The sequence below is a fragment of the Acetobacter thailandicus genome (assembly GCF_011516655.1).
Taxonomy (GTDB): domain Bacteria; phylum Pseudomonadota; class Alphaproteobacteria; order Acetobacterales; family Acetobacteraceae; genus Acetobacter; species Acetobacter thailandicus.
The window spans coordinates 184,238-199,931 of sequence record NZ_WOSV01000002.1 but is presented as its reverse complement, the minus strand read 5'-3'; the positions used below and the strand labels follow the sequence as shown (position 1 = coordinate 199,931).

Here is a 15,694-nt window from a genome sequence, read left to right as displayed (position 1 = left end):
CGCGGCCTTTTTCACTTCGTTCAGGGTGTGCAGGGCAGCCGGCAGCAACCCTTTGAGCGCAGGAAAAGAGGCGGTGTGGTCAGTTCAGAAGGATAAGGGGGGAGCGCGCGACGGTGGTAACGTGCGCGGAGCAGGGGGAGGTGCTCTGGCCTGATAAGACTGATGCTCCTGCCTGTATCGTTCGGCAGAGCAACCAGGCAGGGCCGGCAGGCTTGTCAGAATAAGCGCTGTCATGACCAGAAGCGGGCAGAGGATACAGCTTTCGTGCGACGGGCCGTGATGATGCCCGTGATGATGATGCATGTGCATCATCGGCATTATGGTGCAGTCAGTCTGGTGCTGCGGGTTAATATCAATGCCGGTCAGGCGCTCGATAGCCGCGCGGGGCATTTCATCAGGGAGAGTAAAGCCCTGAAGCAGAACCTGTGCGACTGTACCTGTAAGCGTCAGAAAGATAAGCAGTCGCAGCGCAAGCTGAACTCCCCATCTGTTACTGACGCGCTTCTGGTACATTATAAAAGATACTCTGTTGTGTGTAATGCTCTGCTTTAAAACAAGAGAGTAAGGCTGACAATGTCAGTAAGACGCACGTCTTCTGCGTTTTGCGAATGGCGTGGCGGTTAATATTTTTTACGGTTGTTTATGACTGTTCTGCCTTGTGCAGTATGGGCCTGCACATCGTATTATACGCAGAGTGATATAATTGACTCGCTTACTTTTAAGCTATGGCATAGATTGAGTTGCATGGAAGACCAGACAGATTTCGATGAAGATGACGTTGACCTGGCTATGACGGAAGAAGGAGAGTCTTTAATGTCTGTCCTGATGCTTCCTGTGTGTCTTCTTCTCGGTGTGGCCTTAGCAGCTGTGGTGACCAGCTGGTGGTTTACATAATAGAATTTTTTCTTGCTCTGTCGGGAGCGGATAGTATGACCACAAACTATTGTGCAGTTTATGGTCATATATAGTTTTTGTATTTTAGAGTTTTAGCTGCTCTGCCGCCTTAGCCGGGCTTAAACCCTGCTGGTTGACGCTTTTAGCAATGGCAAGCACCTTACGTGTATTGTTTCTGTCTATATTGAGTGAGTGAATGACACTGCCAATATTCGCAGGGGTGACGGTTCCGGTATCTGCGGCAGTTTTATATGTTTTGATGGTTGCCACACTTAGGGTGGCGGGAGACTGATTAGCATTAAGAGCATAAAGCCATGAACGTGCAGCTTCAGGTGTGGTAATGCCGGCCTGTATAAATTTGCTTGCCATCAGAGATGACAGACCCGTTGCACGCCATGCAATAATCTGTTCGGGGCTGGATACACCGGCAACAATCCAGTCCTGAGCTTCAATGGGGTTCATTAACCCATGTGATTCAAGATAGAATCCCTGCTGCTCAGTCAGGCCACAGGGCGCCCATTTATTGACGGGCTTAGAGCTCGCACATGCACTTAAAGCTAGCGCTGTAGCCAGAATGAAAAAACGTTTCACTTTGCTCTCCCCGAGGCCTCATTAAGATTGAATTAAGCGTATATTAAAATAAGAGCTAAGGCGAGGGAGTGCCTAAGCTTTGCGGTCATTCATTGTGCTGCTACTGACGTGTGTTAGATGTAACATGATGTCGGGTTGAAGAGTAAAATTGATTCATATTTTATTCCAGTTAATTTGTGTAAATATTCATTTTTAAAAGAAGAGTAAAAATAAAAAATAAATATAAAACAATATAATTTAAATTATTTTTCAATATTTAATTTTATTATTATAATCATGTAAATATTTTTATTTTTATTTTTATTTAATAAAGATTGCGATATTTTTTTGTCGATTTTTTACAAACAATTAACAAACATTTAATGTTTTATGCTACTTCGGGTTTAATATATTAAAATTTTTTAATATAAATTAAGTTTTGTTTATTAAAATCTTAATATATTTAAAGGGTTAAGTTAACATTAATCAAACTAAATTAGGAAGACGCTATGTCTACCACTATTAATATCAGTTCAGGGCAAACAAGTGCTAATATCAATGTAACGAGTGGCAGCACTTATATAATACAGGATGGAGGTTCTCTTCAGAGTTCTGTTATCGAATCTGGTGCAACTGTAAGTGCCCTAGATTCGTATAGTAATGATACGGACTTCACAGCGGCTATTGATGGTGTGAGTGTCAGTGGCGGAGAGCTTAATCTTTTAGATGACTCGGTTTCGAAAGATGTAACGCTGGATGATGGTGTTGTCAGCGGAACAAGTCAGGCTCGTATTTTTGGTTTAACCGTTAATAGCGGTTCAGCTGCGTTTACAGGTTCATGGTTAAATGATGTCCAGGTCAGTGGCGGTACGCTTAATATTTATGAGAGTGTTACAGTTGATCAGTTAGATGATATTACTGATAACTCTGCTCCATCTAATGGGCCTTTGCTTGTAACGGGTAGTGGTGTTCTTGATATTGGTCTGGGTAACACTATAAGGAAAGGAATAAGCGCTAGGGCCTGTTAGAACTTAATCCAGTCTGCTGTTGCTGCGATATGGATGACGGCAAGGAATGACGCTGCTGTTTTTTCGTATCTGGTGGCGACAGCGCGCCACTCCTTGAGGCGAGCCCAGAGATTTTCCACAAGATGTCGGCACCGATAGGCCCATTTGGGGCAGGAAACAGGCGCATCGCGCCGTTTCGTGGGAATGGCCGGTCGGGCTCCCATGTCCCAGATATGCTCACGGAAGGCATCCGATGCATAGCTCTTGTCCGCCACCACCCACAGGGGAATGGCGGGAAGACTATTGAGCATGGCTGGCGCCAGTGGCAGTTCATGGGCCTGTCCGGGAGCCAGTGCAAAACTGATGGCTTGTCCGTGTCCATCAGCAATCACGCAGACTTTTGTGCCATAGCCGCCGCGAGAGCGGCCAAGTGCTTCACGATGGTCTCGCTCTTCGAAAGAGGCTCCTTTTTTTGGGCTCCTGCCGCCTTGTGGTGAGCCCTGATGTTTGTGCCATCCAGAAAAGTCATTCCGAGCGCCACTCCGTGTTGCTCCTGAACCAGTGTGAGCAGGCGTTCCCACACGCCGAGCTTCGCCCAGCGGATGAAAAGCTGGGCTGCCCGCCACCATGGCCCCAGTTCCGCAGGGATGCTGCGCCATTTCGCGCCATTCTCATGACGCCAGAAAATCGCTGCAATCGTGCGCCGCAGATCATGGGGCGGCGTCTTGCCTCGTGGGCGAACCGCCTCAATCAGAGGTTCCCAGATCGCCCATGTCTCATCAGTGAAAGTGCCTGTTCCGTCTCCTTCTTCCATCTCTACAATATGGGAAGAGTTTCAAGATCTAACAGGCCCTAGCGAAAACGCAGGTATTGCCATTAATGGCTCTGGTAATGGTAATACTATTAGTGGTGGAATAGTTTTTAACGGGACCGGTGAAAATACTCTTGATGTAGGTTTTGATAACACAATTTCTGGTGCTATTATTACTTCTGATGTCAATCTGGTTATGTCAGGATATGATTCTGCTACCGGCCTGAATGGTGGAAATACAATTGTTAATGGGATCGTATTTTCAGGCAATGGAAGTAATTATATTGATATAGGTAATTTTAATACTATACTTAGTGGAGTTAGGGTTTATAGTGGAAATGTAAACATAGATGGGGGTGCTAAAGTTGCTGGCGGCAACACAATTCAGTCAGGTCTTTTTGTTTACGGTGATGGATCAAATACTGTAAGTGTTTATAAATACAACACTATTAGTGGTGGTGTTGTGGTTTCAAATGCTGACTTTGATATGGATGGCAGCAATGGTGGTAACACTATTAGCGGCGGTCTGGTTATAAGTGGTAATGGATCACAGCACGTTAATGTAATATCAAATAACACAATCAGTTCCGGAATGACTGTTTCCGGTGCAACGTCAGTTTATATCGGAAATAATAATACTATTACCAACCCGGGCGTTGATAACGGCGGTCTTATAATAACAGATCCTGAACAGACAACCATAGGAAATCAGAATAGCTTTTCAAATGGCGTAACTATTTCAGGTGGCACGCTGAGCTTTGGCTCTCAGAATACCGTTTATAATAATGACTTAAGGCTTGTGGATATAGTAAGCGGAGCCGTGGCGGATAATAATACATTTTATTATAGCACTGACCTTGATGATTCTGATGTCACTTACGGAAATAATAATAGTATTTATGGGGTTAGTACCAATAATAGTGTTATTGGTATTGGTAACGGAAATACTATATATAGTAGTGGTTTTACAGGTTCTGGTGGGACATTCACTATTGGTAGTGGAAATACTATTTCCGGTGTTAATGTAGCCAATGAGCTGGTTTCTGCCGGTGCCGGAAATAATTTTGTGAGCAATACCTTTATTGGTTCTGGTGCAGTTTTGAGTGCGACAGGTTCTGCTGGTGGTTCCAACCTCCTGAGTTCTGGGACGGTTGCTTCGGGAGGATCCTTGTTTCTTGGTGCCTATGGCAGAATGACCAGCGGGGCTCTGATTGTAAGTGGTGGCGGTATAGCAACTCTTAGTGGTCCTTCGACGGTTGTAAATACTCTCTCTAACTATGGGGGTACGACTTATGTATCCTCCGGCGGGACCGTTGGTACGACAACAATTTCCGGTGGAACTGTAGGGCTTAGTAGCGGCGCAACCATGGTGGGCACTGCTAATATTGGGCAGGATGGTACGCTTGAACTGGCTGGTAACAACGGAACAGGTACGATTACGTTCTCGGGGAGTGAGGAGCATCCTTCTTACGTTGTTCTGAGTGACGATGTTGTTGATGGTAAGTCGACGGTTTCTCAGACATTTTCCGGGTGGGGTACGGGTTATGACCACATTATTTTTAAAGGGCCATTTACAAGCACTAAAGCTACACTGACTAGCAATAATACCATTTCACTGCAGGTGGGTGACACAACATTTACGTTGAATATTCCAGGTATTGGTTCAACGGGATATACATTGCTTGAGCTTGATAATGGTTATATCGACCTGGAGATTTGTTTCCTGGCTGGAACGCTCATTCAGATGGTCTCTGGTTATGTAAAAGTTGAGGAAATTAAAGCTGGCGATAAAATAATGGTTCGGCAGGCAGATGGAAATTTTGCTGAGGAGACCGTAAAATGGGTTGGCAGGAAACACCATAATGTAAGAATTGCACAAAAATATCCTGACCTCGCCGGATATCCTGTTTGTATTAAAAAAGATGCCCTGGCAGAAGGTGTGCCTTTTAAAGATCTTCTGGTTACACCAGAGCATAGTCTCTTTATTGACGGGAATTTTATACCGGTTCGTATGCTTGTTAATGGTGTGAATATTTATTATGATCTGGAAATAAATCAGTATGACTATTATCACATTGAAACAGAGCAGCATGCTGTTATTGATGCGAATGGTGCGCTGACAGAGAGTTATCTGAATACGGGTAATAAAAATTCTTTCAGTAATCCGGGAGGGAGCGACGCCGGCGTTGTTCAGGGGTATTTTGAAAGACCTAAAAGCTGGCTGGAAGATGCAGCTGCGCCTCTGGCTACGCATCGTGAGCTTGTTGAGCCTGTATTCAGAAAAATTCTGAATAATTGTCACGCCAGGCAAGTGCAGGCAGAGACGGAGACAACGCTTAATCCCGATTTATATCTTTATGATCCGGTTACGCGTGCAATGACTTACCCTTTTAAAAAGGACGGTGTGCATGTCTTCTTTACAATAAGGAATGAGGTTTCCCGGGTGTATCTGTCGTCTCTGGCTTCACGACCGGCTGATACAATTGGGCCATTTGTTGATGACCGGCGCGAACTCGGGGTTAGGGTTGGCGATATAGAAGTTCTGAATGATAATGAAATTTTGATTGTTAATGAGCATCTTGAAGATAAAGAGCTGTCGGGATGGTCAGTATATGAAGGGGGTGATGGACGCTGGACAACGGGGCTCGCTGCAATTGATCTGCCGTCAGGTGTTAGTGGAAAAATGAAGATTGTAAAAATAGATATTTTATCATCTCATAAATATTATATTGAGAGAAAAGAGATACGAAACATTATGCGTGGTTAAAAATAAAGAAGCCCCCTTTTATAAGGGGGCTTTGCTTTTGGGTAATGCAGTGCTGCTACGTTAAGCGGTTAGGATTGATGCTGCGTGCGAAACTATTTTTCGTAAGCAGATCTTTTGCTTTAGAAGCTGAATATGGCAGAATCTTAATATGAATATGATCTGATAATACAAAGAGGCGGAATCAGGGTGGATTAATTATCGGCTTAATATTTAAGGAGGCATAATGTAACGGGTGCATAGCAGGCGTTACATTTCACTTTTTAAAAATATGGCGGAAGGGGTGGGATTCGAACCCACGGTACGGTTGCCCGTACGCCAGTTTTCAAGACTGGAGCCTTCAACCACTCGGCCACCCTTCCTGCTTTCGCCTTGGCCGTCTTATAATCACGACTTTACCCGTCTGTCTAGTCACCTGATGCAAGAAAATTGCATTTATATCGTCTTTAAGTGTTCTTCGGGTTGCTCTGGCGTTGTCAGAGTTGTAGAACCCCAAACTCTAACTCACATTGATCCACTCAGGGACGTGTTATGAAACAGCAGGCAAACCTGATCCGGGCCGGACAGGTCATTGAGCATGACGGCCGTCGCTGGACGGTACTGAAACAGCAGATTATTACCCCAGGTAAGGGTGGTGCATTCATTCAGGTTGAAATGCGCGACCTTAAAACCGGCAATAAAACGAACGAGCGCTGGCGTACAGCTGACAGCGTTGAGCGTCTGATGACCGAGGACAGAGAGTATCTCTATTCCTACACAGACGGCGACTCTCTCGTGCTGATGGACCCCGAGTCTTTCGAGCAGCTTATTATTTCTGTTGACCTTCTGGGCGATCAGGCACCGTTCCTGCAGGATAATATGACTATTAACCTGCATCTGGTTGAAGGTGACCCGGTTGGTGTTGATCTTCCTCCTCAGGTTACTCTCGAGGTGGTTGAAGCTGATCCGGTTGTTAAAGGTCAGACAGCCAGCTCGTCTTATAAACCGGCTAAGCTGTCAAATGGTGTAAAGACCATGGTGCCGCCGTTTATCGAAGCTGGTGAGCGTATCGTGGTCAGAACAGAAGACGCGACTTACGTTGAGCGCGCTAAAAACTAACTTCGGATATTTCTTTCTTTTAGGCAGGACACAGCAGAGTGGCTCTTCGACTTTCCCCCATTATGACGGTGATGCAGGCAGCCGCCCAGAAAGCAGCCAGGCGTCTTCTGCGCGATTTTAACGAAGTCGAACAGCTTCAGGTCAGCATCAAAGGGCCTGGTGACTTTGTTTCACAGGCAGATCTTCGTGCAGAACAAATTCTGCGTGAAGAGCTCGACCGGGCACGGCCTGGTTATGCTTTTCTGATGGAAGAATCAGGCAGCTCAGGGACAGATAACTGGACCTGGCGCTGGGTGGTTGACCCGCTCGATGGCACAACCAACTTTCTGCATGGCATTCCTCACTGGGCTATTTCTATTGGCCTTCAGCGTCGTCTGCCAAATGGTAAAATCGAGCTGGCAGCAGGCCTTGTTTACAACCCTGCTTCCGGTGAAATGTTCCATGCAGAAAAAGGCTCAGGTGCGTTTCTCAATGAGCGTCGTATTCGTGTGTCAGCGCGTCGGGAAATGTCAGAATCACTTTTTGCTACCGGTATTCCGTTTGCAAAAGTGCCTGCCTCACGGCGTTTACCTTTCGCTAAGGTGATGGGTAACCTGATGCCACGCGTTGCAGGTATCCGTCGTTTTGGTGCTGCTGCTCTTGACCTCGCATGGGTTGCGGCCGGGCGTTATGAAGGTTTCTGGGAGTTTGGTCTTAAACCATGGGACTGTGCTGCCGGTATTCTTATCGTGCGTGAGGCTGGTGGTCAGGCGACCAATCCGGCAGGTGAAGATATTGATGATCTGCCAGATGATATCTTCATTGTTGCCGGTAATGGTAATATTTATGGTAAACTGCGTGAAATCGTGGCTGAAAGCCTGACAGACGCCTGATAACGTCGGTTACCGTTTTATTTAAAAAGGCGCTTCCGTCATCGGGGGCGCCTTTTTTTATGCAATTTTTCAGGCTTAACCCTCTTTCCCTAATAAGAAAAACAGACCAGAGTTGTGAATATTAGAAAAACAATTCTTATTTTTATGTGAGGGAAATAATAATGTTAAAGCAGGTTTTTAAATTTCAGGGCTCATCGGGAGAAATGCTTGCCGCCAGTCTTGAGCGGCCACACTCAGATGTGCGTGGTTATATTATTTTCGTACATTGTTTTGATACAGAAAAACAGGGCCAGGTTATCTCTGGTATTGCACGAAGTTTTGTGCGTGCAGGGGTAGGTGTTGTGTGCCTGAGTGCTGCCGTTATAGAAAAAACAGAAGATATTTTACGTGCTGTGACCGCAATGACCGAAATGGGTATGCAGCCCTTCATGCTCGCCGGGCATAGCCTGGCAGTCGGTACAGTGATCGACGCAGCTGCCATCAGTGATGAGGTTATTAAGGCCGTTTCTCTGCTTTATCTGCCTGTTGATACAGATCATGCTCTGCGCCAGGATATACTGACACATTTAAAAGAGGTGCCTCAGCCAGTTTTGATTTTGGATGAACCTGATGCTGATGGTGTTGCCTCAGTTACTCAGGATTCAACGCAGGCCAGAAGTTTTATTGCCCTTGATAATGTTGATTACAGATTTTCAGATCATGCTGACGTCGATTATGTTGCAGGCATCATGTCAGTGTGGGGGCAGCGTTATCTGCCTGAGGCGGCAGCTCTGCCAGCTGAGGCCGGGGTGCCAGGTGTAAGTGCTGCTGAAACGGGCATGGGTGCATTTCAGCTGGAGATGCAAAGCGGTAAGCACTATTTTCTGGCAGATGAGCCCCTGTCCTTTGGAGGTAATGATACAGGCCCGGCACCTTATGATTTCCTTGCAGCGGGTCTGGCTGCCTGCACTGTGATGACACTACGTATGTATGCCACGCAGAAAGAGCATAATCTTTATCGTGCATCAGCTTTTGTCGCCTGTAAAAAGAAGCCCGATGGTTCAGGGCATATTTTTGAGCGTACCATTGCCCTTGAGGGTGAACTCGACGATGCGCAGCGTGCAAGATTTATCGACATTGCAGATCTCTGCCCGGTGCATAAAACGCTGGCGAACGGCGCAGAGATTGTTACGCGTCTTAAAGAGTAAGCCGTGCAGGGATGCAGGTTTTTTATATTTTACGTAAATAGAGCAAAAAGAAACAAGCCCCGGCACCTGAGATAAGGATGCCGGTTGGTATCTCCTGAGCCGCAAATAGGCTGTGGCTCAGCAGGTCAGCAAGCATAGCGGTGAGGCCACCCAGTATAGCGGCAGGAAAAAACATATGCTTCAGCGTATTACCCGTCATGAAGCGTGCCAGGTGCGGTACAACCAGGCCCAGAAAGCCAACAGGCCCGCATAAAGCCACCGTCATGGCGCAGCTAAGTGCACATAACAGCAGAGTGCTCAGTCGCAGAGTGCGTACATTTACGCCCAGTGATGTTGCTGTGTCTTCTCCAGCCAGCAGAGCATCAAGCTCTTTACGGAAGCGGGCTCCATAGGTGCAGATCAGGAGCAGAGCCAGTGCCGCAACGGGCAGTGAAGACCATGATGCGGCGGAGAAGCTTCCTAATGTCCAGAACAGAACTGACTGAGCGGTATTTCTGTCGCCCTGAAAAATCAAAAAATTTGTCACAGATGTAAAAAGAAATGAGACAGCAAGCCCTGTCAGTATGATCCTTTGCGGAGGCAGGCTGTGAGCAGAACGGGTTATCAGTGCCAGAAGCAGGGTTGTGGCACAGAGTGCGCCTGCTGCTGCCCCCATTGTTGTTGTCCATATTCCGGCAATATTACCCATAAAGATGATGACAGTAACGGCACCGGCTGAGGCACCGGCTGAAAGGCCAAACAAAAAAGGGTCGGCCAGTGGGTTGCGGGTGGCCGTTTGCAGTAGTGCGCCAGCTGCGGCAAGGGTAGCGCCGGTCAGAAAAGCCAGAAGCAAACGGGGCAGACGAAAAAGCCATAAAATACGGGCTGTGATCTGATGGCTGAATGGCCCTTCCAGTAATCCCTGGGCCAGGGAGTGCCATGAGAGTGTGACATTGCCCAAAATCATTTCACCTGCTGCAAGAAGGTAAAACATAAAAACAGCAGCGAGCGAAAAACGTAAGGTCATGTCAGAGTTTTACATCAGGATGTAAAAAAGAAGCAATTTTTTCGATTGCATCAATATTGTAAGGTGAGGGGGTCATTTCATCATAGCGTACAAACAGAATTTTACGGTTTTTAATGGCCTGTGTTTCTGACATCAGGTTGTGGTGCTGCAAAAAATTAAAAATATTTTGCCGGTTCTGGCCGTAATCGATAATCAGAATGGCTTCAGGGTCCTGGAGTGCTGCGGCTTCCCACGAGGCATTACCCCAGCTGGCTGGCAGATCTTTAAAAATATTTTCTCCGCCTCCCATACTGATCAGGGTGGAGGCCAGAGCATACCCGCCGGCGGTAAAAGGTGTGCTTAGCCCACTGTCATATAAAAAGACCCGTAATGGAGTGGTGTTTTTCAGGCGGTGCTGTACCGCTGCAACCCGTTTTTTCCAGCCCGTAATGAGTGCCTGTGCTTCGGTTTCACGGTCGAAAACCTGCCCCAGTCGCAGTTCATCCTGGTATAAAAGGTCAAGCGTTGCCGGGGCAGGTTTCTGTCCGTTTCTGAAGCAGCTTTCAGAGAGCACAAGGGTGGGAATACCCTGCGCGGCCAGTGTTTCAGGGGTTACGTCGCCTCCCGGATGCATACCGTAATTCCATCCGGCAAAGAACAGGTCTGTTTTGGCTGCCAGCAGCTGTTCCATAGTCGGGTAGCGTGGTGCAATTTCCGGAATGTTTTCTTGCTGTTTTTTAAATGCCGGGGTGAGCTTGTTCCAGCCGGAGAGACCGCTAAACCCTGAAATATAGGGTTGCAGGTGCAGGGCAAAGGCCATGTCAGCCATATTAATATCATGAATGACCGCATGCTCAGGCCGGTGGGTGATGGTCACTGGCTGCCCGCAGCTTTGTACCGTTATGGGGTAGGTTGTAGCCTGCGTTGTCGTTGCAAAAAGGCTGACTGTTATGAGGCTGAGCAGAAATGAGCGCATCATGAAGGCAGCGCCGTAAAAACAAAAGTGCTCTGGCCATTTTTCAGGCTCACCTTTTCTACGCTCAGCTGAAAAACTGCCTGAAGCTGAGGCGAAAATAAAACATCCTCTGTAGTGCCATCGAGTATGATCTGCCCTTTATCAAGCAGAATTATGCGCTGAGCAAACTGAGGCACCAGAGCAAGGTCGTGTAAAACAGCAATCACTGTGCAGGGTAGCTGAGCCAGGAGTTTCAGAAAGCGGCTTCGTGCCGCAAGGTCGAGATGATTGGTCGGTTCATCCAGTAATAAAATTTGGGGTGTCTGCGCCAGGCAGCGTGCCAGCATGACACGCTGCTGCTCTCCGCCGGAAAGTTTTCCAAAAGGCGTGTCGAGTAATGAAGCAACCTCACAATGTTCAATGGCTGTATTGATGGCTGCGTGGTCTTGCTTTGCCTGTGAGGTACGACGAAAAGGCAGGCGCCCAAGTGCGATATAATCACGGGTTATAATTTCGGGGGCGGGTCTGTCTGTTTGTGAAAGCCAGGCAATATGCTGCGCTATGTCTGTGCGTGATAAGGTGCAGAGTGCCCGGCCTTCAAGCCATATCTGCCCCGTTTCGGGAGTGAGAAGACCTGCCAGCAGGCGCAGAAGGGTGCTTTTGCCGGCCCCGTTAGGGCCGACAATAGCAATATGTTCATGTCTGGCTACGATCAGGCTGATTTTTTCTGGCAGCACAAAATGTGTAGCAGCATCAGCCTGAAGAGCAGGAACTTGCATAGGTCAGAAACCAGCCTGCACACTGATAGAAAATGAGCGGGGGGCACCGAGGATCACTTCAGAGGGGTAGTCAGTTGAAGCCCACTGAATGAAGTGCTTGTTCCCCACGTTATCAATTCTTCCATATACAGTTACACCCTTATACGCATGCCATGCTGCAAAAACGTTCACCAGGGCATAGTCTTTGAGGGTCAGTGTGTTGGCATAGTCGCCTTTACGCGAGGAAATGTAACGCATGCCTGCTCCCAGATCGAGTGGCAGGTTTTCAACACGCGACCATACAGCCCACAAATTGGCTGTGACAGCAGGCACGTTTGGCACGGCATTGCCTGATGCGTTGACTCCGGCTGAAGGGTAGAAGGAAGAACCGTAGCGTGACCAGGTGTAGGCGACGTTACCTGAGATGTTCCAGTGCGGGTTAAGCACCAGGTTACCCTGCCATTCGAGGCCGCGTGACTTCTGCCCGCCTGCTGTCGTGACAGAATCCTGCCCGTTAGCGACCAGAATATGCGTGCGGCGAATATCATAAAACGCGATGGCAGATGTAAAGCGTCCGTGCCAGAAACTGCCTTTGGCACCGATCTCACCCTGGCGCGTATGACTCAGGCGGTTAAACTGCCCCTTATTAACCAGAAAGATATTGCTGCCTGGCGGGTCATCAGCTGTGGTGAACACACCGTAAATGCTGATATTTTTTGTCAGGTCATAAACCGGGCCAATACGAAAATTTGATGGATTATAAAGCTTTTTAAAGCTGCTTGCTGCGTTAAATGACCCGTTCTGATTATAGTTCTGGCGGTCAAGATGCAGCCAGTCATAGCGATAGCCACCCACCAGACGTAGTTTACTGGTAACGGTGATGACATCTTCCATAAATACGGCGGCATCAATCATCGTGGTGGGGGATTTGCGTGAGGGGTATTCTCCGGCAAAGCCGGCAGTCGGGCCGGTATTTGAGCTGTCGAGTGCAACGCTGTCTGCATAGGTTGCATCAGGAAAGCCCCTGTCACGGATGAGGCGGATATAATAGGCATCTCCCCCCACAACCAGGCGGTTCTTAAGCCCGAACAGTGAGAAGTCTAAGGTGCCGTCGAGCGTGTCTCCCACCTGATGCTGGTTCATATAAACATAAAACCGGTCGCGCCCGACCCGCCCGGGGGCAATCGCATTGCCTGCTGCGTCAGTCGCTCCTGGTGATGAGATATAGCTGTAAGTTTCAGCATTGTTCCAGCGGCGCTTGGCATACACAAAATAACTCTTGTTATGAAATGTGATATGCTTTGTCGGCTGCCATTGCAGGTGCAGGGTAGGGGTTACGTTAGTTGAACTGGCCTGTGGATTTTTGACATTATAATTATGCCACATGGAAGAGCGGGTGATGCCCAGTCCCTGTGATGAGTGTAAAAGCCCGCCAGCGCGTCCTCCGGTTTCTGATAAAGGGACCAGAGGGGTGCCGTAATAGGTTGAAAGTCTGTCCGTCAGATAATCAATGCTGAAACGGGCCGAGAATTTGCGGGTTGGTTTCCAGATCAGTGTGGTTGTAAAATCGTTACTGTGCGGATCAGCGCCTTTGACATAACCATTTGATGATGTGCGACTGAAATCTGTACGAATAGCCAGTGTATCTGTAACCGGCACAGAGCCGCCTATGCCTGCATTCCAGGTGTTAAAGCTGCCGTATGATACCAGAGCATTGGCATGAGCATGGTCAAAAGCCGGGTCGCGTGTGCGCATATCGACTGTGCCACCTACAGCACCCTGGCCGTAAAGTACCGATGACGGCCCCTGAAGCACCTGAACACTTTGCAGGTTAAAGGTGTTGAGTGGCCGGTTCACCATTGTGGTCGGGCCGTAATAAATGCCGTCACGCAGCATAAGAATCTGATTGCCCGAAAAGCCACGCATAACAAACTGTGCCGGGCTGCCTGGCGAGCCACCGGATGATACGCCAGGCGCACTGTCTGCAGCTTCTTCCGCATGGGCGTAGCCGCGCTGGTTCATGACTGAGCGGTCAATGACATCAATCGTAGCAGGAGAGTGCTGTATGGACAGGCCGAGTTTACCGCCAATTGCAGGTGTTTCTTTAAGCGGCTGTGACCGGCTGTGTACGGTAATATGCTCAGCCTTGTTCTGCTGGTGGTTTTTGTCTTCCTGAGGGGCAGCGAAAGAAAAAGACGGGTAGAAAACAGCAGCTGCCGCAAGTGGCAGCGCTTTAGACAAAGAAAAGTGCCTCATAAAGAGTACAGGCCTTGGTTCGTACGCGTCACTACGGTGAGCATGGTTAGCTGCGTCTGGCATATCCCCGACCATTCGCTTCGTCTGTGACTGTGTGTGGTGGCAGGTCTCCTGGCTTGCGGGTCATGAGCAGACAGCGAGCCTTCCCGGAGAGTAAACTCCAGTGACCGGACAGTGCGTCCCTGCATGTCTGCTTTACCGCTTACAGTTGCGGGGACAGCCGCAGCATCACACTGCGTTCCCTTTTCATCCCTTGCGGGAACCACCGGTTTGCGCAGGGCATTTCTTAACAAAGAATATATACTCACGCCATTATAATTTATAACATCCCCACGAATGTTATGTTATAATATTACATATTGGGAAAAAATACGCAATCATAAGAATACCCCAGGCAGACGGGGGCCGTGATTATGCCGGGGATGATAGTTTTATGCCGCTTAAACTATGGCCGGTTTCAGGGGGTATGTTCCTGTTGTGTTGCAGGGTTAATATTCTGGAGAGACAGCGGTTCTGCAGGCTGAATGTAAATATAATCAGGAGCTCGCGGTATCCACACTCTGTGAGTGCGTAAAAAATTTGCTCCCAGGAGTGATGTCGGCGTTTTTTGAATCAGAATTTCAGGGTTGTTGAAAATAAAAGGTCCTACTTCCAGGCTGTTAACACGATGCAGGTAGCCTGTGCGTTTAGTTTGATCTATGCCATAGACATCTATGGTCTGGTCATTGGTAAGATCGTTTTTGCTTATGCCTGCTTTCAGAGCATCGTCACGTGAGATCAAAGTTGTGGCAGCGCCGCTGTCGAGAACAGCATCAAATTCATGGCCGTTGATCTTAACAGGAACGGCAGTTTTTCTCTGATCATTTCTTGGGTGGTTAATTCTGACCTTAAAAAACTCGCCAGACCAGCCAGACCAGCTTAGTAAGTAGTCCTCTTTGCATCCGCTGAAAGTATATAAATTCATGCGATGCTGTGGCAGGTTAAAGACAACATCATAATTTGATAAAAAGTCATTACCAAAGAGCCCGACAACAGGCCTGCCATTAATAACTCTTGTAGCTGATGTCTTTCCTGTAGTCATAAAAGATACATTAGTCGCTGCTGCACTCCCCAGGTGAATTGTATCGGCGACCGCAGTTCCTGCTGATGTGTAGCCTCCTGAGCCGCGCAAATAGAGTCGCTCTGAGTTAGCGGCAAGACCGAGTTTTTTAGCCTCTCCTGGCCATAAAATGCTGCCCTGTGCACCTGTATCGACAATAAGTGCTATTTTATGGCCGTTGATTTCGGCCTCGATAACAGGAGATTCCTCATCGTTGATGACGATCAGGTCTACGAAGCTGGAAACCTTGCACTGATCGCCGGTATGGCACGCGCTCAGAGCCAGCAGGGAGAGAGGGATAAAGTGGCGTTTATACCCGGAGATGATCGCTTTTGCAGCTGATGGATAACAAAAAGATTTACGAGTTAACGTGGTTTCCGGCTTTTGAAAGTTATCCATCATTTCACCGCATAAAAACAGATATGATGGATAAAGCTT

General features: G+C 47.9%; 14 protein-coding genes, 1 tRNA gene and 1 riboswitch. Of the genes, 6 read left to right on the top strand and 9 right to left on the bottom strand.

Features of this window, described 5'->3' with window-relative positions; translation table 11 throughout:
- Positions 1-84 precede the first annotated feature (84 nt).
- The gene (locus tag GOB58_RS03580; RefSeq protein ID WP_086554632.1) at positions 85-513 is read right to left on the bottom strand and encodes a DUF2946 family protein; all 429 of its coding nucleotides are present in this window, start codon (positions 511-513) and stop codon (positions 85-87) included.
- A 231-nt stretch (positions 514-744) separates the two neighbouring features.
- On the opposite strand from GOB58_RS03580, the gene GOB58_RS03575 reads away from it, so the two are divergent.
- Positions 745-894 (top strand): hypothetical protein, encoded by a 150-nt coding sequence (locus GOB58_RS03575; RefSeq protein WP_173559374.1) that lies wholly within the window; start codon positions 745-747, stop codon positions 892-894.
- Positions 895-978: 84 nt separating this feature from the next.
- Here GOB58_RS03575 and GOB58_RS03570 read toward each other — a convergent pair whose 3' ends face one another.
- Positions 979-1,485, bottom strand: a complete 507-nt coding sequence (locus GOB58_RS03570) for a hypothetical protein (RefSeq protein ID WP_173559373.1) — start codon at positions 1,483-1,485, stop codon at positions 979-981.
- A gap of 488 nt (positions 1,486-1,973) precedes the next feature.
- Between GOB58_RS03570 and GOB58_RS03565 the strand changes: the two genes are divergently transcribed.
- The gene (locus GOB58_RS03565) at positions 1,974-2,492 is read left to right on the top strand and encodes a hypothetical protein (protein WP_086554634.1); all 519 of its coding nucleotides are present in this window, start codon (positions 1,974-1,976) and stop codon (positions 2,490-2,492) included.
- Here the strand turns inward: GOB58_RS03565 and GOB58_RS03560 are convergent.
- Positions 2,489-3,285 (bottom strand): IS5 family transposase gene (locus GOB58_RS03560; protein WP_198911773.1). Its coding sequence is split into 2 segments (ribosomal slippage): positions 2,489-2,946 and positions 2,946-3,285, totalling 798 coding nucleotides; the frame shifts between segments, so codons are not numbered across the junction. The genes GOB58_RS03565 and GOB58_RS03560 overlap by 4 nt on opposite strands.
- On the opposite strand from GOB58_RS03560, the gene GOB58_RS13265 reads away from it, so the two are divergent.
- Positions 3,170-6,049, top strand: coding sequence for a Hint domain-containing protein (locus GOB58_RS13265; protein ID WP_338421271.1), 2,880 nt, complete (start codon positions 3,170-3,172; stop codon positions 6,047-6,049). The genes GOB58_RS03560 and GOB58_RS13265 overlap by 116 nt on opposite strands.
- Before the next feature lie 269 nt (positions 6,050-6,318).
- Here the strand turns inward: GOB58_RS13265 and GOB58_RS03550 are convergent.
- Positions 6,319-6,408 (bottom strand) — tRNA-Ser (locus GOB58_RS03550).
- A gap of 169 nt (positions 6,409-6,577) precedes the next feature.
- On the opposite strand from GOB58_RS03550, the gene efp reads away from it, so the two are divergent.
- From efp to GOB58_RS03535, 3 genes are all read left to right on the top strand, one after another.
- A complete protein-coding gene (gene efp / locus GOB58_RS03545; RefSeq protein WP_086554887.1) occupies positions 6,578-7,144 on the top strand; it encodes an elongation factor P in 567 nt (188 codons plus the stop codon).
- 62 nt (positions 7,145-7,206) lie between these two features.
- The gene (locus tag GOB58_RS03540; protein WP_086554888.1) at positions 7,207-8,016 is read left to right on the top strand and encodes an inositol monophosphatase family protein; all 810 of its coding nucleotides are present in this window, start codon (positions 7,207-7,209) and stop codon (positions 8,014-8,016) included.
- A 161-nt stretch (positions 8,017-8,177) separates the two neighbouring features.
- On the top strand, positions 8,178-9,203 hold the full coding sequence (locus GOB58_RS03535) for a bifunctional alpha/beta hydrolase/OsmC family protein (RefSeq protein WP_173559371.1): 1,026 nt from the start codon (positions 8,178-8,180) through the stop codon (positions 9,201-9,203).
- 22 nt (positions 9,204-9,225) lie between these two features.
- Here the strand turns inward: GOB58_RS03535 and GOB58_RS03530 are convergent, their stop codons facing one another.
- The 5 genes from GOB58_RS03530 to GOB58_RS03510 form a co-directional block, all read right to left on the bottom strand.
- Positions 9,226-10,209, bottom strand: coding sequence for a FecCD family ABC transporter permease (locus tag GOB58_RS03530; protein ID WP_173559370.1), 984 nt, complete (start codon positions 10,207-10,209; stop codon positions 9,226-9,228).
- A 1-nt stretch (position 10,210) separates the two neighbouring features.
- Entirely contained in the window at positions 10,211-11,167 is a 957-nt protein-coding gene (locus GOB58_RS03525; protein WP_242005213.1) for an ABC transporter substrate-binding protein, read from the bottom strand.
- On the bottom strand, positions 11,164-11,922 hold the full coding sequence (locus tag GOB58_RS03520) for an ABC transporter ATP-binding protein (RefSeq protein ID WP_173559369.1): 759 nt from the start codon (positions 11,920-11,922) through the stop codon (positions 11,164-11,166). The genes GOB58_RS03525 and GOB58_RS03520 overlap by 4 nt, the downstream gene beginning before the upstream one ends.
- Positions 11,923-11,925: 3 nt before the next feature.
- A complete protein-coding gene (locus GOB58_RS03515; protein ID WP_173559368.1) occupies positions 11,926-14,157 on the bottom strand; it encodes a TonB-dependent receptor in 2,232 nt (743 codons plus the stop codon).
- An 84-nt stretch (positions 14,158-14,241) separates the two neighbouring features.
- A riboswitch (cobalamin riboswitch) is annotated at positions 14,242-14,439 on the bottom strand.
- 175 nt (positions 14,440-14,614) lie between these two features.
- Positions 14,615-15,658, bottom strand: a complete 1,044-nt coding sequence (locus GOB58_RS03510) for an aspartyl protease family protein (protein WP_173559367.1) — start codon at positions 15,656-15,658, stop codon at positions 14,615-14,617.
- Positions 15,659-15,694: the final 36 nt, after the last annotated feature.